Below are 19892 nucleotides of genomic sequence, written 5' to 3' on the forward strand. Positions count from 1 at the left end.
GATCGGTCCTGACCTTCTTCCTGCTGACGCCCTACACAAAAATGGCACACGGCTTCTATCGGCTTGCGGCGCTGGTCCGGGATGCACAACGCAAGCGCGGCGCATAGCCATCGCTTCCATGCCGTACGGGGCGCGGAACGGGTTCTGATCGCCACCAATCTGCATCAGTCCAACGGATGTGCTAAGATGCGCCTTGGGTGACAATCGCGACGGAGGAGATCGATATGAGTGCGGGTGTCTGCGCAATCATCGGGTACGGTCCGGGTCTTGGGGCCGCATATGCCGAAGTGTTCAGGAAGGCCGGATACACCCTTGCGCTTCTCAGCAGGTCGGGGGCCGGTATCGGGGGCGCAGGCGCATCTGACCCGCAGGTCAAACCCTTTGCCTGCGATGCCGGAGATCCCGACAACCTCAGAGGCGCCTTGAAAGCGGTCGAGGATGAGTTCGGCCAGATCGACGTCGCCATATACAATGCCGACCTTGCTCAGTTCGGAACGCTTGACGATGTGACCGAGGTTCATTTCGAACAAAGCTGGCGCGTAGGCGCATTGGGGCTGTTTGTTACGGCCAAAGTGCTGGGGTCGCAAATGGCCGGGCGTGGGTCGGGCGTGATCATCGTATCCGGGGCTACGGCAGCGCTGCGCGGCAATCTCTGGACAACCGCTTTTGCGCCGTCAAAATCCGCGCAACGTGTGCTGGCAAATGCGCTTGCAAAACAACTTGGACCGAAGGGCGTGCATGTGGCCTACATGGTCATCGACGGCGTGATCGACACAGAAGACACCCGGACGGGTTTCGCGCCCGACAAACCGGATGACTTCTTCATCAACCCTGTCCACATAGCTGAAACCGCGCTGATGCTGGCGCGACAGGACCGATCGGCCTGGACGTTCGAGTTGGATATTCGCCCATTTGGCGAAAAGTGGTGACGCGGCTATCGGTCAGGTTTGTTTGCGCGCAATGATGATGAATTGCGTTATCGAGAAAAAGATCCGGCCTGCCTCGGCAAGGCTTTGTTGTTCGTCAAACCACGCCTGCGCAATGGCGGGGTCGACATGCGCGTTCGCAACGGCAAATTGCCTCATCAGATGCAACATCATGGTTGCGATGCCGTCCGGCTTTAGCTGATGATCTACCAGTGTTATCGACCGAACCTCGTCCACCTTATCACCCCGTGCCTTGATCAACGCAGGTAGTCTTTCCGGCACAGACCCGCTGACAAAATGCTGGTTCCATGAGGATCTCATGGCCTGCATCCTCTCTGGCGCATCGCTGAACAAGATCAGGGTGTCAAAATGCAGATCGCTGACAACCAGCCGACCACCGGGTTTCAGGCAGCGCATTGTGTCGGCTAATGCCCCGTCAATATCGTCGACATATTCGAACACCTGCACCGAAACCGCCTTGTCCGCCATGGCGTCTTCGAACGGAAGCGCATTGGCGACGCCGGTACGGAATTCGACGCAGGCATAGTCACGGCAGCGGGCTTTTGCAGCCGCCGTCATGTCGTCGCTGGGGTCAATCCCGATGACGCGGCCCTTCTGTCCAACTGCGCGGGCCAGTTCCGCAGTCAGCAAGCCGTTGCCACATCCGATATCCAATATGGTTTCACCCGGCGCAGGGCAGAGGGCATCGAATGAAGCCTGTCGCCTGCGCGTTATGTCAGCGCCCTGATACGCGTTTTCCAGGATTTTTGTTGTCTCGGCATCAAAATTCAGCATCTTGTTCCCCCTACCACTCCGCCGATCTTAACAGATTGGTCGCTTTTGAGTCCGAACCGGGTTTTTGAAACAATGGAAAGCGCCCCGAGCGGATGGGTAGTGCCAAGTTGGTCGGTGGCTAAACGGTTCCCCGATACCCAACTGCCGCCCGATCTTTTGCGGCGCTGGAATAGGCCCAGGATCTGAAGGCTTCGACGTTTGGAGTGACCCATGTGTCCCGCCCGCCAAGGAGGTGTGGCGCAACGAAAGTCACATCATAGCGTTTGTGACCGACCAACGCCGGGTGGGTGTTGCAATACGTCAATCTGGCGTCAATTGATGAGCGGCAATCAAAATCATGACTCACAGGCAATCTCTTCTTATGCTCGGGCAACAGAGGGGGCAGTATGTCAGAAAAGCTACTTGGCGGGTGCAAATGCGGTTTGGTCCGCTTTGAGGGCGTGCGCGGGGACGCCCCGATGTTTCGATGCCATTGCCGGGATTGCCAGCAACTGACAGGCTCGGGCCATTCCGAGATGATGCCGCTGATCGCAGAAACCTTCAAAATTGGCGACGCTTGCAAAACCTATCAGATGACAGGCGGATCGGGTCGCTTGACCTTTAGTGGGTTTTGCCCGAATTGCGGATCACAACTGACACGCCGCAGTGAAATGATGAACCAGTTGATCTATGTTCACGCCGCCGCGCTGGATGATCCGTCCAAATACGCCCCCGAGAAGTCGATCTATTCTGACGCTGCGCAATGTTGGGATGATGCGGTGATCCCGCAAGATACCTGAGCGGTCGCGGCCTTCTTGTGCAATCAACGGCGATAGCGCTTCAATCGGAATTGCTTTTGGATTGGATGCGCCAGACAAGCTGATCGAACCGCTCCTGGCAGGCAGCCCCGCGGGGGCAAGAAGGCTGTCGGCAAGTACAAAAACTTCGAAAATTGGACTTTTGGCGCAGATTCGATGGATAATTGCCTCGGCGCGACCCACGTCTGATTGAAGGAGGCCGTAGGGATGTCCAAGAACCTTCGCCCACTTACCGACACCGCCTGGCTGGCAGATCACCTGACCGACCCGAAGCTGCGGATCATTGACGTCCGATGGAAGTTTCGAGAAGAAAACGGCAAGGGCGTGGCCTTCGATGACAGGTCAGAGTATCAGGCCGAGCATATCCCCGGCGCCGTCTATGTCGGCATGTCGACAGAGCTTGCGGACAGTACCCAGACCATTCCTGACATGATGCTGGGCCCGCATGAATTTGGCCGGAAAATGCGCGATCTTGGTGTTTCAAGCGACAGTCATGTTGTCGTCTATGATGACTCGGGCCTGCCGCTGGCATCCGCGCGGCTTTGGTGGGCGCTGTCGTGTTTTGGCCATGACAACGTGCAGGTCTTGGACGGTGGGCTTCAGCAATGGAAGCTGGAAGACCGACCCACCGAATCCGGGGATATTTCCGTCGAGCCGGGGAATTTTTAAGCCAGGGCGCAAGACGGCTGGATCGCCCGGAAGGCTGATGTCTTGTCTGCGCTTGGAAACCCGGACGTCAGGATCGTCGACTTCCTGCCAAACGATCTCTATCGGGGGCAGGGCGCTCATACATGGGGCGGGCGGTCCGGGCATATTCCCGGAGCAGTCAACATCCCCGCGATCTCGAATATCGATCCGGACTTGGCTGATACACCCATTGCCGAGCGGGCAGAGAAACTGCGGCAACGGGGCTCATTCAGGCTGTCGGACCAAAAGAGCCTGCTGCAACATTACCGCGAAAAAGGCATTGAGACTGAAAATGAGGTCATTGCCTATTGCGGCCGCGGTTTGGCGGCTTCCAACGGTCTTCTTGCGTTGCGCTATATGGGGTTCGACACATCTCGTCTTTATGACGGGTCATGGGCCGAGTGGAGCGCGGACGAAAATCTTCCGATTGAAACGTCGTAAAACAACGCCCACGGCCCTTGCATACTCGCGGTTTTGCACTCAACATCCGGGCTGCCAGCCACAAAAAAGGATGACAGCTTGGTTTCCGACGATCTCGCCAAATCCCTGCGCCAATGGCGGCAACACCTGCATCAAAACCCAGAGTTTGGGTTCGAAGAACAGGCCACGGCGGATTTTGTCGTCAAGCGACTGAAGGAATTCGGGATCGAGGATATCGAGACCGGAATTGGTGGCACCGGTGTCGTCGCCACGCTGCGGCGGGGACGTGGTGATAGAACGATTGCACTGCGCGCGGATATGGATTGTCTGCAAATCCATGAAACCACCAATCTGCCTTACGCGTCGTCCAAACCCGGCCTGATGCATGCTTGTGGTCATGATGGACACACGACAATCCTGCTGGGCGCTGCTGCTGTTCTGGCCCAAGAGGGTGGGTTTGACGGAACCGTGCGGCTGGTTTTTCAACCGGCCGAGGAATGGGGTCAGGGCATGAAGGCCATGATCCGTGATGGGTTAGGATCGCGGTTGGGATTTGACGAAATCTATGGTCTGCACAACAAACCGGGCCTTCCCGTTGGATCGTTTGAAATCCGGCCCGGCCCATTCATGGGTGCCGAAGATGGGTTCCGCATAACCGTGCGCGGTCGCGGTGGCCATGCCTCGCGCCCGCAGGACTGCAAGGATGCGATCCTGTGCGCCTGTTCCATCGTCACCGAGCTTCAGACGATTGTGTCCCGGGCGATAGACCCCTCGGCCCTTGCGGTTGTTTCGGTGACGTCGATTGCGGGCGACAATATCAAGAACGCCATTGCCAGCGAGGCGCGCATCGAAGGCGATTGCCGCCATTTCGATGATGCCGTCAGTCACCGGGTCGAAGAGTCGATGCGCCGCATCGCGAACGGCATGGCCATGGCCCATGACTGCGACGCAGACGTTGAGTATGAGCGTGTGTTTGTCCCGCTGGTGAATGACGCTGAAGCGACGCAGCGCGCGCTGCAGGCGGCGAGATCGGTGTTCGGCGAAAACAACACGGACCCGGATGCCCGCCCCATGGGTGCATCCGAGGATTTTGCCCAAGCTTTGAAACTTGCGCCCGGTGCGTTCGGTAATTTTGGCAACGGCGACAGCGCACCGCTGCACAACGCCGGGTATGATTTCAACGATGCAGCGCTTGTTCCGGGCGTTCAGTGGTTTGTGGAACTTGTGCGCAACCGGCTGCCCGTCAGCTCGGATTAGACCCCGCTATTTACAGATCGGCAGCTCCAAGGGCGGCTGCTTGGGCAAAGAGTCCCTCCATTGGTTTATGATCGGTTGAAGCGTGCGTTTGGGCCAGAACTTCGGTGTGCCAATGGCTTGCAGACACGCGGCGTTCCAATAAACGCCCGCGCGCGACAGTGATCGCCCCTTGCTCACCGCTTTTGCAACCGCGTTGATATCTTTGGATTCAGGATAGATATAAAGCGTCGTCGGGTTGCCCTCTACCAGCGCCAAAATCTCTTCCGAGGCGGATTCCGACCAGGTGGTGCAGCCGTTGCTGCGCCCACCCGTATAGTTCACAAGCCGTCCATAAGGGACATAGCCGTCATCATCAGCATGAGAGCTTGTGGGGTTCTTGAACCGACATTGCCATTTCAGGAAAACGGCAGGATGGCCACCAATGGCCCTTTCACGCGCATTGCTGGTTTCGCCTTCGCCATCGAACAACAGAAACGTGCGATAGAACGGCTTGGTCTGGCCGGACTGGCTGTAAAACCCTTTGAAGGACGTTCGGGTTTCGGCGGTGACATAGGCCCCGCCCGCCGTCAGCTTTGATCCTTCGGCATTGCTGAAATTCTTTGCGCATTGCCGCCCGTTTGCGAAATTGGCGCGTTGCAGTTTTCGCCCATTGCCATACCCGGATGAAACGGCGCGGAATGTCCGCTGAGATTCACAGATGACATAGAACCTGCGTCCGGGGCTGCCGTTGCGGGCGGTACTGGGGCGGGTCGCGTCTTTGGCAAGATAACAGGGGTTGCTGACCTTACCCTGCCGGGTTTTCTGCTGATACAGCGCCCGCGCCCTTTCCAGCACGACAGGCGCGATCTGGCCGTCGCCCGTTCCCACATGCTTTTGCAGCCAGGCGGGGATATCCGATGACAGGGCAGTGGCCCGTTCGGGCAAGGCCGCCGCCGACGCGGCAAGGGTCATGATGGTGACTGCAAGACGGATCGATTTCGGTCGCAACTGGAAATCTCCTGCCAGAATGTCCTCAGTTCCAATCTATCACAACTTGCAGGGGTTTGGGGGCACGGCAGACACTTAAGACTGCTGCCTGTTGCCACAAATCCTAGGTTTCTTGCGCGTGGCCCTTCAGCCGGATCACCAACGGCAGCATGGCCGCGACCAGCACGGCCGCAAACAGAAACGGTGCGCCCGGGAAATAGATGCCGTCATTGTCCACAGACGCATGAAAAATCCCGGTCAGCGCAAGCGGAGACAAAACCGCCGCGACCGAGGACAAAGACGCGATGACACCCTGCACCACACCCTGCCGATCCTCATCCGTCTGGTTCGACGCCATTGCCGTCATCAGGGGTGGAACCATGTCAGACAGCGCGGCGAGCAGAAGAAAGACGATCAAGGCAGCAATTGACCCGGTGAAGCCAAACCCGACCATACCGATCAGCGCCGAAACTATGCCCAGCATCAATGTGCGGTAATCCCCGATCCACCGGATGAAGATCGGCATCAACCCGCCCTGAACAAACGCCAGCAGCACGCCATAGCCGGCCAGCGACAATCCGATATAAAGGGTTGGCCAGTCGAACACTTCGCGCGTCCAGAAGGCCCAGAGGGTCGGGTAGACCATGTTCGCAAACTCAAAGATGAAGATGCACAAAAGCGGAACCGCAAGCCCCGGCAGGCGGAAGGCGTCAAAGATCGACTTGAACGGGTTCAGATCACTTTTGCCAAACGGGCGGCGTTTGTCCGGTGTCAGGCTCTCGGGCAGTACAAATACGCCGAACAAGGCGTTGCCTGCCGACAATGCGGCGGCGATCCAGAACGGCGCGGCTATGCTGATTTCCGCCGCGATGCCGCCAATGGCGGGGCCTAGGACAAATCCAATCCCGAAGGCCGCGCCGATCAGGCCAAAGTTCGCTGCCTTTTCCTCGGGGGTTGAGATATCCGCGAGATAGGCGGTTGCGGTGATATAGGTCGCCCCGGCCAGACCCGCGAGCGTTCGCCCCAGCAAAAGCAGCCAGAAACTGCTCGCTAAAGCCATGATGACATAATCAATGGCCAGCATGGCAAGGGCCGCGATCAGTATCGGCCTGCGGCCAACCGCATCCGAGATGCTGCCAACAACAGGACCGCACAGGAACAAAGCCCCTGCATAGGCCGCCATCAGCAGCCCGCCCCAGAACGCCCCTTGCCCCGTATCGCCTGCGCCGACCCGGTCCATCAGATCCGGCATGATGGGAAACACGATACCGATGCCGATGGCGTCAATCATCAGGGTAATGAGTATGAAAAGAATGGCTCGGTTCTGAAACATAATACCCTGTCGAACAAAAGGGGTGATACTGCGCCAGACAGAGTTAGCCGCTTTAGTTCCCCTGCAACAAGGTCACGATGATCGCGGGCCAGCCTGCTTTAGCTGAAGGCGTGGCGAGTCTGGGATCAAACCAGGGTCACCGCCTGGGTTGATTTGGCCCGCGCCACCTGCCTAAGGTCGGCGAAACCAAACGAAACCCCAGAACAGGCCCCCATGAAGCTGGAATTTCACCATATCAATTTTGTGTCCGAAGATGTCGGGCGGCTGCACCGGTTCTATACTGAAACGCTCGGGCTGGACGATATTCCGATCGAGAACTTCCCCCGATCTGCCGAGTCGGATGATCGCGGCTATAGCGGCCAGATCCGGTTTGCCACCGACGGGCATATGCAGATGCATCTGGCCGAACGGGATCTTGGCGTTGCGTTCAAACACGGGGAATCCATCAATCCGGTCGAGCGTGGCCATATCGCTTTCCGCACCGATGACATCGCGGCCTTCAAGGCGATGCTGGATGAAAAGGGCATCCCATATTCAGACTATGGCACCGCCTTTGCCAAGGAATGGCATCAGGTCTTTTTCCTTGATCCCGAAGGCAATGTGATCGAGGTCCATCAGGCCGTTTGACCCCGTCACAGGATCGGCAACGGCCCGCGTGTCTTGTTTTGCCGCAGAACGAAGTTGCTGCGGGTGTCCCGAACCAGACCTGATTTTAGCAGCCGTTTCATGATGAACACTTCAAGGTCCTCGGGGGTTCGGGCATAGACCTTCAGAATGAAATCATGATCCCCGGTGATCGAGGCGCATTCGACAATCTGCGGTTCGGTTTCCACCAGTCGCAGGAAATCGGCGATGCTGTTCTCCTGATGATCCCGCAGCGCCACATGGACATAGGCAATAGCATTCAGTCCCACGGCTTTGGCGGTGACCTGCGCGCGATAGCCCGAGACGACGCCCGACGCCTCAAGGTCGCGAACGCGCCGCCAGCATTGTGAGGCCGACAGCCCCGTTTGCTCGGCCAGTTCCTGCATCGACAGACGACCGCTGGATTGCAGGACACGCAGAATGGCTATGTCTGACTGGTGAAGCATATGGTTCGATATTCCACAGTTGGCGAAACATTACGGTCAAAATAGATCATCCGAACGTCCGCACCAAATCAAATATCGCACTACTTTGGGCGTATTCTGTCAGACAGGAGGACGCGCCCATGCCCAAATCGACAAAATACACCGCCAAGCACGCCGATGATCGCGGCCATATCGACTACACCGATCAGGAAAACGCGGTGTGGGCTGATCTTTACGCTGCACAGGAAGACAATGTTCAGCGCTACATGGCGCGCGAGTATCTGGACGGGCTGGTCCGGCTTGACCTGCCAAAGACGCGCGTGCCGTCTTGCGCCGATATCTCTGAGCGATTACTGGACCTGACCGGGTGGCGCGTCCAACCGGTTCCGGCGCTGATCGGGTTCAAGACCTTCTTTGGTATGCTGGCCGAGCGTGTTTTTCCGGCGGCCTCATTCATCCGAAGCCGCGAGGATTTCGACTACATCGAAGAGCCCGACATTTTCCACGAAATCTTCGGGCATACCCCTTTGCTCAGCGATCCTCGCTTTGCTGCATTCAGCCATGCGATTGGGCGGGCGGGCGTCCGGGCCGATGCGGCGGATTATGCCTGGCTGATCCGGCTGTATTGGTTCTCGATCGAGTTTGGACTGCGTCGTCAGGACGGTCAGATCAAGGCGCTGGGCTCGGGTCTTGCGTCCTCGCCGACCGAACTGGTCTATGCCGTGACCAGTGATATCCCGGATCGTGACCCATTCGACGTTCTGACCATTCTGCGCACGCCGTACCGGATCGACATGCACCAGATGGGGTATTTCGTGCTGGACGATCCCGAGGATCTGTTTGCGGCGGCCGAACGCGACCTGCTGGCCGATGTGCGGCACGCGCGGCGCTTGGGTCTGTTGCCAAACAAGTTCCCCGAAAAGGTCACCGCAGCCGAGTAGAACGCCTAGCCGAGGCTCTTGTACATATAGGTCGTCGGTTCGAACACCGGCTCGAACGGGTTGCGGCAGTAATTGGGGATTTCTCCGGCAATCTGGAAGCCGATGTTTTGGTACAGGATACGAGAGGGATCGCTGCTGCGTGTATCCAGCACCAGCATGGTCCGGCCCAGCTCTGACGCCCTGTCTGTCAGGGATTTCATCAAGGCTCGCCCCAATCCACGCCGTCTGGCGTCGGGATGGACCAGCAGTTTGGCGACGTCCGCGCGATGTGGTTGATTGGGCATCACGGCGGGGATCAGTTGCACGGTGCCCAAAATCCGCCCGTCGCCATAGGCCACAAACAGGTCCAGCGTACCGGCGCGCAGGTCCGGTCGCACGCGGTTCTGCCAATAGGCCCGCGCATCCTTTTTCGAAAACGGAAGAATGAACCCGATGCTGGCGCCCGTATGAACACAGGCGTGCAGGATGTCGGCCAGATCATCATGGGCATCGTCAAAATAGGCGTCCGTCAATCGCGTGATCATATCAGCACCAGAATGTATCGCGCGCCCCGCGTTGCACCGGTTTCAAACCGGGTTGGCCCGCACAGGTGATAGCGCAGGCAGTCGCCACCGCTGAGCGTATGGGGCGTTCCGTCCACGGTGATCGTCAGACCACCGTCCAACATGATCAGGTGATGCTCTTGCCCCGGTTTCGGAGGCGTCTCGTATCCAATCACCGTGTTGCGCGGTAAGTGGCATTCCAGAACTTCTCCGGTCAGGCCCGTCGAGGGCGGTGAGACGGACCTGCGGGTAAATCCGGTCTCGGGATCGCTCCATTCCGTTTGCCGCTCATAGGGGACCTTGGGGTCAAAGCTGTCCTCGACCATCATCAAAAGGCGGGACATCGGCAACCCGTAAGCGGCGCAGAGGCGGCCCAGGTTTTCGGCGGTTGGGCTGACCTCACCCTTTTCCATGCGCGACAGAGTGGCCCGGCTGATGCCGCTTTGATCTGCCAATTGGTCCAGCGACCAGTTGTGGCTTTGGCGCAGTTCACTCAGGCGTGAGGCGAGGCGGTCTGAAAGAGTATCTAACATAGTCCATATTTGAGAAAAATTCACTAATATGGGAATATCGCTTAAAATTAAATTGTTTGCAAATGAAAAAGGGGCGCAGAATCCTCTGCACCCCTTCACTTTTCCAAGTTGGCCGGTTGTTACTTCCAGCCAACCTCGTTGAAGATTTTCTGCGCTTCGGGCAGATTCTGCGCGACTTCGGACAGGTTGATCTCATCCGCTTTGAACTCACCCAGCGACTTGACCGACTCGGCCAATTCGACGCCTGCGACCGTCGGATACTCGTCATTGCCTGCCGAGAAATACTGCTGCGCCTGATCGCTGGAGAGGTATTCAAGGAACTTGATGGCGTTCTCTTTGTTGGGCGCATTTGCGGCAACGCCACCGCCCGACAGGTTCATATGCGCGCCATAGCCGTCCTGGTTCGGGAAGACCCAGCCGATGGAGTCCCGTTCGGCGGACAGGCCCTTGACCTCCTTGCGGATCGAGCGGGCGAAGTAATAGGTGTTCGACACGGCGATGTCGCATTCACCCGAAACCAGACCGCGCAGCTGGTCGGTGTCGCCGCCCTGCGGGTCACGGGCCATGTTGGCAACAATTCCTTCGGCCCAGCTTTTGGCTGCATCCGCGCCTTCATGCGTGATGATCGAAGCCAGCAGCGTCTGGTTGTAAACATTGGTCGACGAGCGGATGCAGATCAGGCCTTCATATTCGGGCTTGGCCAGATCGGCATAGGTGGCCGGCGGGGTGGCGACATTGTCTTTGTTGTAAAAGATGATCCGGCCGCGCTGCGAGAATCCGAACCACTGGTTGTCGCTGTCCTGAAGATTTGCAGGGATACGCTCTTCCAGCACGGCGCTGTCGATTGATTGCAGAACACCTGCGTTCTTGGCGCGGGCCAGACGCGACGTGTCAACGGTCAGCATTACATCCGCGGGCGAGTTCGCCCCTTCGGCTTCCATACGGGCGATCAGCTCGTCGGCTTTGCCTTCGATGCGGTTGATCTTGATTCCGGTTGCCTCTTCAAAGTCGGAATACAGGCGTTCGTCGGTGTCATAGTGGCGCGACGAGTAAAGGTTCAGCTCGCCTTCGGCAATTGCAGATGTGGCGATCAAAGCCATCAGGCCAGCCGCGATGCATGTCGTGGATTTCAACATGGTGTCTCCAAACGTTGCAGATTCTTCCGGGTGGTTCCCGAGTGATTTAGTCAATTACCAAATTGCGAGTCGTTTGCAAGCAAATCTGACAGAAATAGTCGATAATTTGTTCAGATTTGAATCGCGCGCCCGATCCGTTACATTCAGACCATGTCCAAAGTGGTGTCGAACAAGACAGTATTGCCAGCAGGTGGCGGCGCATTTTCGCTTCCATCCCTGTCGGTCGGCATCTTTCTGAACGATCAGCCAACTCACCGTTTTGCCCACGGCACGTCCATTGCAACGCACCTGCCCCTGCGCAAGAATCAGGGCTGGATCCTTCCGGCTGGCAGCGATGGGGTGTGCGAGTTTGACGAGGATCTGGAATTTGTCATGGTCAGTCTGGACAACGCGATCCTGACCGAATTTGATCTGAGCCGTGATTTTGAGTTCCAGCCCATCGTGGGCGATATTGATCCGCTGCTGACGAACCTGAGCCTGACGGCAAGCGCTTCTTTGGGTGGCGGTCTGTTATACCGCGAGACCATTCAAAGGGCACTGGTCGCGCAGATCGTCGAAACTGTCCGACCTGCCCCGGATTGGCATCTCGACATAGAAGATGCCCGGCTGCGCAAAGTGCTGGACTATATTCAGGACAATCTGAGCCAGGACCTGTCGCTGTCGGCGATGGCCGATCTTGCCGCGATGAGCGGGGCGCATTTTTCCAAGGCTTTCAAGCTTGAGGTCGGGGTTGCACCCCTTCAATATGTGATCGCGGCCCGGCTGGATCGCGCATCTGTTTTGTTGCGCACGTCAAAGCTGACCGTGGCCGAGATCGCCTGGCGCGTCGGCTATCAGGATGTCAGTCGGTTTGGGCAGCATTTCAAACGCAAGTTCGGCGCAACACCCGCCAAGTTCCGGGCGGGATGACCCGCCCGAACTGGTGGAGTGTGCTGGTTACTGGCTCGCCCGCTCTGCTGCGATGCTGACCAACCCTCGATCCCCGGTTTCCCAAAGTGCGGTCATGGTCAGGGATGTGACGCGCCAGCGGTCGCCGGACTGAACCAACGCGTAAGAGTATCGGCCACCCAATGTCCAAAGACCGTCATCAATGCGGTGGGTCGCTGTGAAATCGGCCTCGGCGGTGGCGGTGTTGCCATTGACCGAGGTCACGGTTTCATTCGTCACCATGTGATGCGTGCTGTCGAAACCGGGCAGGAAGCCGGACCATGCCGCAATCAACGCGTCAGCCGTTTGCGTGGCAGGATCGCCGCCCCAAAGGCTGGTGTAGTCGGTTGTGACCGTGTCGGCAAAAGCGCTGCGCACGCGGTCCCAATCGTGCCGGTCGGCCCCGGCGGCGATGTCCGTGATCGATCGGTTGATCTGGGCCTGGTCAGCGAAAGCGATGGTTCCGGCCAAGGTGGCAATCGCAGCTGTAGAGATCAGTGTTTTCACCATTATCGTGGCTCCTGTTTTCTCGGGTTGTATGAAAGCGGAGGCTTGGGATTCATCGGTCTGATTGCTCGGCCAAACGTCCGGGCAGAGGCGCGAGCGGATACTGGGCCCAAAAGAACGCATTGGCCGTATCCTGATCGCCGGACAGGTTCGTCGCTTCGACGATCTTGCCGTTCTCGATGCGGTAGACCAGCGCCCAGATCGTATCGACATTTGCCACGCCATCGACATTCGACCATCCGCGATGAATATCGACGACATGAGTTTCATCCGCACCGAAGTAGATCGGTTCAGCCTGAAACCCGGCCGATCCAAGCTGTTCGAAGAACGCCAGAACCTCGGCGCGGCCCTGTTTGGTGCCGCTTAGGGGATGGCGGCCGGGGATGTGCCACCGCACATCCTCGTCCATCACGGCAGCAATCGCTTCAAGGTCGTTTGCCCCATAGGCGGCAAAGAAATCCTGAACGGTTTTGATGTTCTCTTCCGGTGTTGCGGCCATTGCCAAGCCTCCGATCAGTAGGGCAGTTGAGGTCACAAGGGATGCAAGCAAGGGCTTCATCCTTGCTCTCCACGAAAATGCTCGGCCATGGCGTCTGCGGCCCGCGTGACGTCTTCGGGATTGTCGTAGAAATCGAACTGGGTCACGTCTTCGAGCCACTGCATGGTCGCGTCCCCGGCAAACCCGCCAAGAAAACTGCGGACGCCCTGCGGGATTGCGGCGCTTTCCGAATGGACGATGGCCAGTGGTTTATCCAGACGCTGCGGGTTGTCTGCGGGGTAGTATGTCAGCCAGCCTTCCCAGCCTGCAGTGTTCCACTGATTGTCATATTCCGGGATCGCGCCTCGGTCGGCTTCGTAATAGTAGCCGCCGATCGGCATAAGCACGCCCTCAGCCCCTTCCGGACCTGCCGCCGGGATGATCTGACCGCTTGATGCTTTGGCGGCGCGGGACATCTCAATCAAACCGGCCACACCGTCAGCGCCGCCATAAACGGTCTCGACGATTTCGCCGTTTTGCAACCAGGGGGCAACGAGGCCAACCCGCTGCACCAGATCATTCCCGGCGGATGCGTCGACCATGTACCCGGCTGAGGCACAGATCCCCAGACCGTTGATCCGAGAGGCATCGACTTCGGGCAGTGTCGCCAGAACTTCAAACGCCTTGGCAATATCCGAAGTCTTTGCCTGTGGGCTTTCGACAAACCGGACGCCTTCGGGCAGGTCACCGGATTTGCCCCAACCACGGAAGTCGAAGGTAAAGGCAGCAAAGCCGCGCGCGACCATCTGGCGGGCGTAATTCGCAGGCATCTGTTCCTGCACTGATGTCCAAGCGCCCGTGACAACAACGGCGGGCAGGGGCGTGCCGTCATATCCTTCGGGCAGGTAGAGGGTGCCCGACATCTCGGCCCCTTCGTTTTCGAAGGTAACAGCCCGTTTTTCGATATCGGCCATTGCGGTTGACGCCATCAGGGCGGCGGCAGTTGTAAGTGAGGCGCGTTTCATAACTCTCTCCATCTGTGATGTGGTCTTCGGCAGCCAAGATGATGGTTCTGGGCCGGTTTGAGAGGCGCGATTTCTGGGATTCACTATGCGAATCCTGTCAAATGCACCCGACATTGCCGGTCAGGGCGCGGGCACCATATGTTGAGGCGAATGGCAGAGCGGGAAGGCGACCTATGCAAGACAAGAACGATCTGATCATCTGGCTGATTTCGCAGGGTCGGATGCTGGGTGACGAAACGCGGATCGTGTCGCAATACTGCGCAGGCTTACAGGAACTGGGCGTGCCTTTGTCGCGGGTTCGGATCGGTCAGAACTACTCCAACCCGCTGATCAGCGCGTGGGGCATCATCTGGACGCCGGAAGGGTCTCGGAAATACACGGTTCCAATCACGATTCGGGTCTCAAGCGCGTGGCATGGCAGTCCGTTTCAGGCGGTTGTGACTTCGCGCCAACCCCTGCGCAAGCGGCTGCTGGGTCTGGACCTTTCGGCAGAGCATGAGGTGTATTCCGAACTGCGCGATGCCGGTGCCACTGATTTCCTCGCCATGCCGCTGGAATATGGTGACGGTTCGGTTCAGGGGTCCAGTTTCAGCACGGATCACCCGGATGGCTTTTCGGACGCGCAGGTGCAAATCATCGAAGCCACCCGCCACGCATTGTCTTCGGCGCTGGAACCGATTGCGATGCGCGAGTCGCAGAAAAGCCTGCTGCAAACCTATCTGGGCGAAGGCCCGGCGCTTGAGATTGGCAACGGCAATATCAAACGGGGCGAGCACAAGTCGGTCTCTGCCGCGATCCTGTTTGCGGATTTGCGCGGGTTCACGGCGAAATCCGAGGTCTGGCCCGAAGAGAAACTGCTGACCATCATGGGTGATTATTTCGAGATGGTTGTGGGCCCGATTCGGGACCATGGCGGTGACGTGCTGAAATTCATGGGCGACGGTGTTCTGGCTTTTTTTCCGGCAGAGCCTGATGCGGAAACCGCTTGCCAGTCAGCAGTGTTCGCAACGGCCGAGGCCTTGTCCCGGCTTGCGGCGTATAATCAGGACGCCCAAGCCGCAGGTGCCGAACAGATCGAGTTTGTCGTCGGCCTCGACTATGGCCCCGTGACATTCGGAAATATCGGCAGTCCGGACCGCTTGGACTTTACCGTGGTGGGGTCAGCCGTGAATGTCGCCAGCCGGGTTCAGGGGCTGTGCAAGGACCTGGGTGAGCAGATGCTGATGACCAAGGATGTGCAGCGCCATCTGAACAGGGAAACAGAATCGGTGGGCTGCCATCAACTCAAAGGGCTTGGCGAGGCGATCGAAGTGTTTCGGACCAACCCTGCTACCTGACAGGCTGCGCACAAAAAAACCGCGCTTTACAGCGCGGTTCTTTCGAATTGGGTATGTGCAGTTCTTAGCCCTGGCGAGCTTTGAACTTGCGCTGCGTCTTGTTGATCACGTAGACGCGGCCTTTGCGACGCACAACCCGGCAGTCGCGGTGCCGGTTCTTGAGCGAGCGGAGCGAGTTCTTGACCTTCATGGGTCTGTCTCCAATCTGCGGCGCCTTCATCAAAGACGTGGCCAGCGCCTGGGTTAGTCGGGTGTCCCGGAAGCCCGGAACAGTGAAACGATGGTGGGCGGTACAAGGATCGAACTTGTGACCCCTTCGATGTCAACGAAGTGCTCTACCGCTGAGCTAACCGCCCACTTTCCCTTTGCGTGCCCTGCCCCATAACGAAATGGGGCGCGGATCACCGCGCCGGTAGCGGGGTCTATAAAAGGAGTCGTTCAGGGGTTCAAGGGGTTTGGAAGAACAATTTTCCGGTCTATGTTGAGTGCGAACACGGAGAGATCATGCCGAACGCAGCCTTCATACTGGATATGCCCGAGAATCGCACCTCATGCGCCGTGTTTTCGTCGCCCCATAGCGGGCGGGACTATCCCGAGGCATTGCTGAAACGGTCTGTTCTGAACCCAAACGTGATTCGATCCTCGGAAGATGCTTTTGTGGATCAACTGTTTGCCTCAGCGTCAGAGTTCGGCGCGCCCCTGATCAAGGCGGCCATGCCGCGCGCCTATCTGGACCTCAACCGCAGCGCGGATGAGCTTGATCCGGCGCTGATCAGCGGTGCGCGCAGGCAGGGGCACAACCCCCGCGTTGCCTCGGGGCTTGGGGTGATTCCCCGCGTGGTGGCCAATGGCCGGGCGATTTATCGCGGCAAGTTGACCATGGATGAGGCGCGTCTGCGCATCGACACCTATTGGCGGCCCTACCATACGCGGCTGAAATCGCTGCTGGCCGAGTCGCATGAAAAATTCGGGCAGGCGATTCTGATCGATTGCCACTCAATGCCGCATGAGGCGGTTGCCATGGCCAGCACCTCGCGCAGCCAGCGGCCCGAGATTGTTCTGGGCGACCGGTTTGGTGCGTCGGCGTCCACCGAGATTGTAGACCGCATCGAAGCCGCCTTTGCGGCGGCGGGGCTGACGGTTGCGCGCAACGCGCCCTTTGCCGGGGCTTATGTCACGCAAACCTACGGGCGGCCCGGTCGCCAGCAACACGCGATTCAGATCGAGATCGACCGCGCGCTGTATATGGATGAAGAAAAGATCGCCCCGAATGCGAACTTCATGCCTTTCTCAAGGCTGTTACGTCAGGTGATCGCCGAGATCGCCAGCATCGGCGCGCAGCCTCAGCGTCTGGCGGCGGAATAGGGCCTAGCGCAAGGCGCGCCCCTTCACGATGGCATCTGCGCCGAACCGTTCCCGGATTTTGTCGGTCGCACGCTCGGCCTGAGACCGGCGTCCGGCGTCAGGGTCCAGCAAATCCCCTAATATGTCGGCCTGATCCGCTGAACACAGATCGGACAAGCCACAGCCCAGCAGCCGATAGGGGCCCTGATCGCCCACCTGATCGAACAGGCCACGCGCGGTGCGATAGATTCGGTCGGCAATCTGGGTCGGATCGCGCAGCGAAACCCGCCGGGTGATGATCTTGTGATTGGCCTTCTTCAGCTTCAAGGTGACAACCCGCCCGGCCAGATCCTTGGCCTTGGCCCGGTCGGACACTTTCAACGCCATGCGCCAGATGTGACCGTCCAGAATGTCGGTGCTGGCGGTATCTTCGAAAAAGGTGGTCTCATTGCTGATCGATTTCATCGGCTCATGCGCTGACACGCGCCGCTTGTCCTGACCACGCGCCAGATGCCACAGGCGATAACCCATCGAGCCGAACCGCGCCGTCAGCGCCTCCTGATCCCAGCGCAGCAGGTCGGAGAAGGTGCGAATGCCCGCCCGTTCCAGCGACTCCTGTGCCGCCGGGCCAATGCCCCAGATCAGACGCACGGGCTTGTCATGCAGGAACTCTGCCGTCTCGTCCTTGCCGATCACCGAAAACCCGCGCGGTTTGTCGAGGTCCGAGGCTACCTTGGCCAGAAACTTGTTATGGCTCAGCCCGATCGAGCCGGTCAGGCCCAGTTCATCCTTCATGCGCTTGACCAGACGTGCCAGCATGACCGCAGGTGGCGCGCCGTGCAGACGTTCGGTGCCGGACAAGTCCATAAACGCCTCATCCAGTGACAAGGGTTCCACCACCGGCGTCAGTTCATCCATCATCGCGCGAATCTCGCGCGAGACCTCGACATAGACCGACATGCGGGGCTTAATCACCACCGCCTCGGGGCAAAGCTGTAGCGCCTTGAACATCGGCATGGCCGAGCGCACGCCCCTGATGCGCGCCACATAACAGGCCGTCGACACCACGCCCCGTTTCCCACCGCCGATAATCACAGGCTTGTCCGCCAAATCCGGATTGTCGCGCTTTTCGACCGAGGCGTAGAAGGCATCGCAATCCATATGCGCGATGGACAGGTCGAACAGTTCGGGATGTGACTTGACCCGAGGGCTGCCACAGGTCGGGCAGCGCCGTTCGTCGGTGACTGTGGTCAGGCAATCTCGGCAAAGACCAGGCATGCGCGTCCTCGGGCATTCCGCGAGTGGGTTGGGCACCCCTTATACCACCGATAAGGGGGGATCAAAGGTCCGACAATCTGTGTCTGATCTCAAAAGAAGACCCCCCGCGCGTCAGCGGGGGGAGGTAACGAACCTCAGGAAGACACGGTTCGTTGGGGAGTGTTTCATCCCCAAGACTCGCCGATATCTCTATATTTAGATAGGTTCCAAGCCCCAGACCCTAAACTTGCGCGTTTTCTGTGTATTTTCGGGCACAGCTTGTTTCAGCGGTTTTAGGGGTCAAAAATGACCTAAGGTCAAGTTAATCAAGACATTTGTTAACGCATTCAGGGTTTGATTCCCGAAACCGTTCAGTGCCGTGTCAAAGAGTTTAATTCGCTCAGAACGGCCTCGGCCGCCGCTTTCGGATCGTCCGCCTGATAGATCGGACGGCCCACCACGATGTGATCTGCCCCGTCGCCGATGGCGCTGGCCGGGGTCGCGACGCGTTTCTGATCGCCCAATGCGGCCCCGGCAGGACGCACGCCCGGCGTAACGATCAGCCGACCTTCGGCCTGGGGCAGGGCGCGGATCAGGGCGGCCTCTTGCGGGCTGGCGATAACGCCGTCGGCCCCGGCCTCCAGCGCCTTGGCCGCACGTTCGACGACCAATTCCTGCACGTCGCCTTCTTTCAGCAGGCTGGCATCCAGATCGTCGCGGTTCAGCGAGGTCAGGATGGTCACCGCAAGGATTTTCAGGTCCTTGCCCGAGGCCCCCTCTTTCGCGGCGCGCACCACATGCGGGTCGCCATGGACAGTCAGGAAATCGAGATCGAACTGCGCCAGCCCCCGCACGGCGTTTTCGACCGTGTTGCCGATGTCGAACAGCTTCATGTCCAGAAAGATGCGCTTGCCGTGATCCTGTTTCAGCTCATTGGCCAACGCCAGCCCACCGCCGGTCAGCATCCCCAACCCGATCTTGTAGAACGAAACGCTGTCGCCAAGCCGCTCGGCCATGGCCAGCCCCTGCAGGGCGTTCGGAACATCAAGGGCTACGATCAGGCGGTCATCGGACATTGGGGCGCTCCTGTTTTTTGGCAAACGTCTGCGTCCTAACGGGTTCGGACCGTCCTGTCCATGCGCGATAGCTGTCAGGGGCGGATGTGTTCTGTGCTAGAGTGACCGGATTGAACGTAAATAACGAAAACAAAGGGACGTGAAATGAAGAAACTGCTGTTGCTGGGCGTGGTTTTGACAATAGCCGCCTGCGAAGACCCTACGCCTGACGCGCCGGAAACAGGGGCTGCACCGGCCCCGACGAATGATGATTTGCGTCTGGTACGCGGCTACCGGTCCGAGGATGATTGGTGCCAGCTGACCGGAGAAACGGCCTTTACTGGCAATTTCCTTGATCACACCGCCGATCTTGTTTCCTGCCCGACAGGCAGCGATGCGGCGCAGTCTTTGGTCGATGATCTGGGCGCTGTCCAGGTGGCCGAGACCGGAGGCTACACGGTCTACACGATCCAGCGCGAATAGTGTGGGAATCTGCGCTCTAGCCTCTTGAACCGGCAAAGATATTTCCCAAATTGAATGCGAGGCCCAGACCGACGCG

24 protein-coding genes and 1 tRNA gene are annotated in these 19892 nt (G+C 58.6%); 11 read left to right on the plus strand and 14 right to left on the minus strand.

Annotation, left to right across the window (positions count from 1 at the left end):
• Window positions 1–224 precede the first annotated feature (224 nt).
• Window positions 225–929, plus strand: a complete 705-nt coding sequence (locus tag ACR0KJ_RS18790) for an SDR family NAD(P)-dependent oxidoreductase (protein ID WP_480627392.1) — start codon at window positions 225–227, stop codon at window positions 927–929.
• 12 nt (window positions 930–941) lie between these two features.
• Here ACR0KJ_RS18790 and ACR0KJ_RS18795 read toward each other — a convergent pair whose 3' ends face one another.
• Entirely contained in the window at window positions 942–1721 is a 780-nt protein-coding gene (locus tag ACR0KJ_RS18795; RefSeq protein WP_480627393.1) for a methyltransferase domain-containing protein, read from the minus strand.
• A gap of 386 nt (window positions 1722–2107) precedes the next feature.
• On the opposite strand from ACR0KJ_RS18795, the gene ACR0KJ_RS18800 reads away from it, so the two are divergent.
• From ACR0KJ_RS18800 to ACR0KJ_RS18815, 4 genes are all read left to right on the plus strand, one after another.
• On the plus strand, window positions 2108–2500 hold the full coding sequence (locus ACR0KJ_RS18800; RefSeq protein WP_480627394.1) for a GFA family protein: 393 nt from the start codon (window positions 2108–2110) through the stop codon (window positions 2498–2500).
• 225 nt (window positions 2501–2725) lie between these two features.
• On the plus strand, window positions 2726–3187 hold the full coding sequence (locus tag ACR0KJ_RS18805) for a sulfurtransferase (protein ID WP_480627395.1): 462 nt from the start codon (window positions 2726–2728) through the stop codon (window positions 3185–3187).
• A 42-nt stretch (window positions 3188–3229) separates the two neighbouring features.
• A complete protein-coding gene (locus ACR0KJ_RS18810; protein WP_480627396.1) occupies window positions 3230–3646 on the plus strand; it encodes a sulfurtransferase in 417 nt (138 codons plus the stop codon).
• Window positions 3647–3724: 78 nt separating this feature from the next.
• Window positions 3725–4882 (plus strand): M20 aminoacylase family protein, encoded by a 1158-nt coding sequence (locus ACR0KJ_RS18815; protein ID WP_480627397.1) that lies wholly within the window; start codon window positions 3725–3727, stop codon window positions 4880–4882.
• 6 nt (window positions 4883–4888) lie between these two features.
• Here ACR0KJ_RS18815 and ACR0KJ_RS18820 read toward each other — a convergent pair whose 3' ends face one another.
• Both ACR0KJ_RS18820 and ACR0KJ_RS18825 read right to left on the minus strand, forming a co-directional pair.
• Window positions 4889–5869 (minus strand): hypothetical protein, encoded by a 981-nt coding sequence (locus ACR0KJ_RS18820; RefSeq protein ID WP_480586073.1) that lies wholly within the window; start codon window positions 5867–5869, stop codon window positions 4889–4891.
• Window positions 5870–5972: 103 nt separating this feature from the next.
• On the minus strand, window positions 5973–7181 hold the full coding sequence (locus ACR0KJ_RS18825; protein WP_480627398.1) for a TCR/Tet family MFS transporter: 1209 nt from the start codon (window positions 7179–7181) through the stop codon (window positions 5973–5975).
• Window positions 7182–7394: 213 nt separating this feature from the next.
• Here ACR0KJ_RS18825 and ACR0KJ_RS18830 point away from each other — a divergent pair, with 213 nt between their 5' ends.
• The gene (locus ACR0KJ_RS18830; protein ID WP_170456718.1) at window positions 7395–7808 is read left to right on the plus strand and encodes a VOC family protein; all 414 of its coding nucleotides are present in this window, start codon (window positions 7395–7397) and stop codon (window positions 7806–7808) included.
• 5 nt (window positions 7809–7813) lie between these two features.
• Here ACR0KJ_RS18830 and ACR0KJ_RS18835 read toward each other — a convergent pair whose 3' ends face one another.
• Window positions 7814–8272 carry an Lrp/AsnC family transcriptional regulator gene (locus ACR0KJ_RS18835; RefSeq protein ID WP_170524427.1) on the minus strand — a complete coding sequence of 153 codons (459 nt, stop codon included), beginning with the start codon at window positions 8270–8272 and terminating at the stop codon, window positions 7814–7816.
• Between the two features lie 119 nt (window positions 8273–8391).
• On the opposite strand from ACR0KJ_RS18835, the gene phhA reads away from it, so the two are divergent.
• The gene (gene phhA / locus ACR0KJ_RS18840; RefSeq protein ID WP_170456714.1) at window positions 8392–9192 is read left to right on the plus strand and encodes a phenylalanine 4-monooxygenase; all 801 of its coding nucleotides are present in this window, start codon (window positions 8392–8394) and stop codon (window positions 9190–9192) included.
• A gap of 5 nt (window positions 9193–9197) precedes the next feature.
• Here the strand turns inward: phhA and ACR0KJ_RS18845 are convergent, their stop codons facing one another.
• From ACR0KJ_RS18845 to ACR0KJ_RS18855, 3 genes are all read right to left on the minus strand, one after another.
• A complete protein-coding gene (locus ACR0KJ_RS18845; protein WP_170456712.1) occupies window positions 9198–9716 on the minus strand; it encodes a GNAT family N-acetyltransferase in 519 nt (172 codons plus the stop codon).
• Window positions 9713–10267 (minus strand): helix-turn-helix transcriptional regulator, encoded by a 555-nt coding sequence (locus ACR0KJ_RS18850; protein ID WP_170456710.1) that lies wholly within the window; start codon window positions 10265–10267, stop codon window positions 9713–9715. Before ACR0KJ_RS18850 ends, ACR0KJ_RS18845 begins: the two co-directional genes overlap by 4 nt.
• A gap of 119 nt (window positions 10268–10386) precedes the next feature.
• Entirely contained in the window at window positions 10387–11403 is a 1017-nt protein-coding gene (locus tag ACR0KJ_RS18855) for a Fe(3+) ABC transporter substrate-binding protein (RefSeq protein WP_170624936.1), read from the minus strand.
• A gap of 150 nt (window positions 11404–11553) precedes the next feature.
• Here ACR0KJ_RS18855 and ACR0KJ_RS18860 point away from each other — a divergent pair, with 150 nt between their 5' ends.
• Window positions 11554–12312 carry a helix-turn-helix domain-containing protein gene (locus ACR0KJ_RS18860; RefSeq protein ID WP_480627399.1) on the plus strand — a complete coding sequence of 253 codons (759 nt, stop codon included), beginning with the start codon at window positions 11554–11556 and terminating at the stop codon, window positions 12310–12312.
• 27 nt (window positions 12313–12339) lie between these two features.
• Here ACR0KJ_RS18860 and ACR0KJ_RS18865 read toward each other — a convergent pair whose 3' ends face one another.
• The 3 genes from ACR0KJ_RS18865 to ACR0KJ_RS18875 are packed head-to-tail and all read right to left on the minus strand — an operon-like array spanning window position 12340 to window position 14340.
• Window positions 12340–12840 carry a nuclear transport factor 2 family protein gene (locus ACR0KJ_RS18865; protein ID WP_480627400.1) on the minus strand — a complete coding sequence of 167 codons (501 nt, stop codon included), beginning with the start codon at window positions 12838–12840 and terminating at the stop codon, window positions 12340–12342.
• A 49-nt stretch (window positions 12841–12889) separates the two neighbouring features.
• On the minus strand, window positions 12890–13336 hold the full coding sequence (locus ACR0KJ_RS18870; protein ID WP_480627401.1) for a nuclear transport factor 2 family protein: 447 nt from the start codon (window positions 13334–13336) through the stop codon (window positions 12890–12892).
• Between the two features lie 56 nt (window positions 13337–13392).
• A complete protein-coding gene (locus ACR0KJ_RS18875) occupies window positions 13393–14340 on the minus strand; it encodes an alpha/beta hydrolase (protein ID WP_480627402.1) in 948 nt (315 codons plus the stop codon).
• A gap of 173 nt (window positions 14341–14513) precedes the next feature.
• Between ACR0KJ_RS18875 and ACR0KJ_RS18880 the strand changes: the two genes are divergently transcribed.
• On the plus strand, window positions 14514–15677 hold the full coding sequence (locus ACR0KJ_RS18880) for an adenylate/guanylate cyclase domain-containing protein (protein ID WP_480627403.1): 1164 nt from the start codon (window positions 14514–14516) through the stop codon (window positions 15675–15677).
• A gap of 64 nt (window positions 15678–15741) precedes the next feature.
• Here the strand turns inward: ACR0KJ_RS18880 and ykgO are convergent, their stop codons facing one another.
• Window positions 15742–15867, minus strand: coding sequence for a type B 50S ribosomal protein L36 (ykgO, locus tag ACR0KJ_RS18885; protein ID WP_005648635.1), 126 nt, complete (start codon window positions 15865–15867; stop codon window positions 15742–15744).
• A gap of 91 nt (window positions 15868–15958) precedes the next feature.
• A tRNA-Val gene (locus ACR0KJ_RS18890) sits at window positions 15959–16033 on the minus strand.
• Window positions 16034–16181: 148 nt separating this feature from the next.
• On the opposite strand from ACR0KJ_RS18890, the gene ACR0KJ_RS18895 reads away from it, so the two are divergent.
• A complete protein-coding gene (locus tag ACR0KJ_RS18895; protein ID WP_170524455.1) occupies window positions 16182–17042 on the plus strand; it encodes an N-formylglutamate amidohydrolase in 861 nt (286 codons plus the stop codon).
• A gap of 3 nt (window positions 17043–17045) precedes the next feature.
• Here the strand turns inward: ACR0KJ_RS18895 and ACR0KJ_RS18900 are convergent, their stop codons facing one another.
• Window positions 17046–18299 (minus strand): DNA polymerase IV, encoded by a 1254-nt coding sequence (locus tag ACR0KJ_RS18900; RefSeq protein WP_480627404.1) that lies wholly within the window; start codon window positions 18297–18299, stop codon window positions 17046–17048.
• Between the two features lie 350 nt (window positions 18300–18649).
• Window positions 18650–19354 (minus strand): orotidine-5'-phosphate decarboxylase, encoded by a 705-nt coding sequence (gene pyrF, locus ACR0KJ_RS18905; protein WP_170624930.1) that lies wholly within the window; start codon window positions 19352–19354, stop codon window positions 18650–18652.
• A gap of 144 nt (window positions 19355–19498) precedes the next feature.
• Between pyrF and ACR0KJ_RS18910 the strand changes: the two genes are divergently transcribed.
• Complete coding sequence (locus ACR0KJ_RS18910; protein ID WP_480627405.1) at window positions 19499–19816, plus strand: hypothetical protein; 318 nt, start codon at window positions 19499–19501, stop codon at window positions 19814–19816.
• Window positions 19817–19892 lie beyond the last annotated feature (76 nt).

Source organism: Ruegeria sp. AD6 (assembly GCF_056542325.1).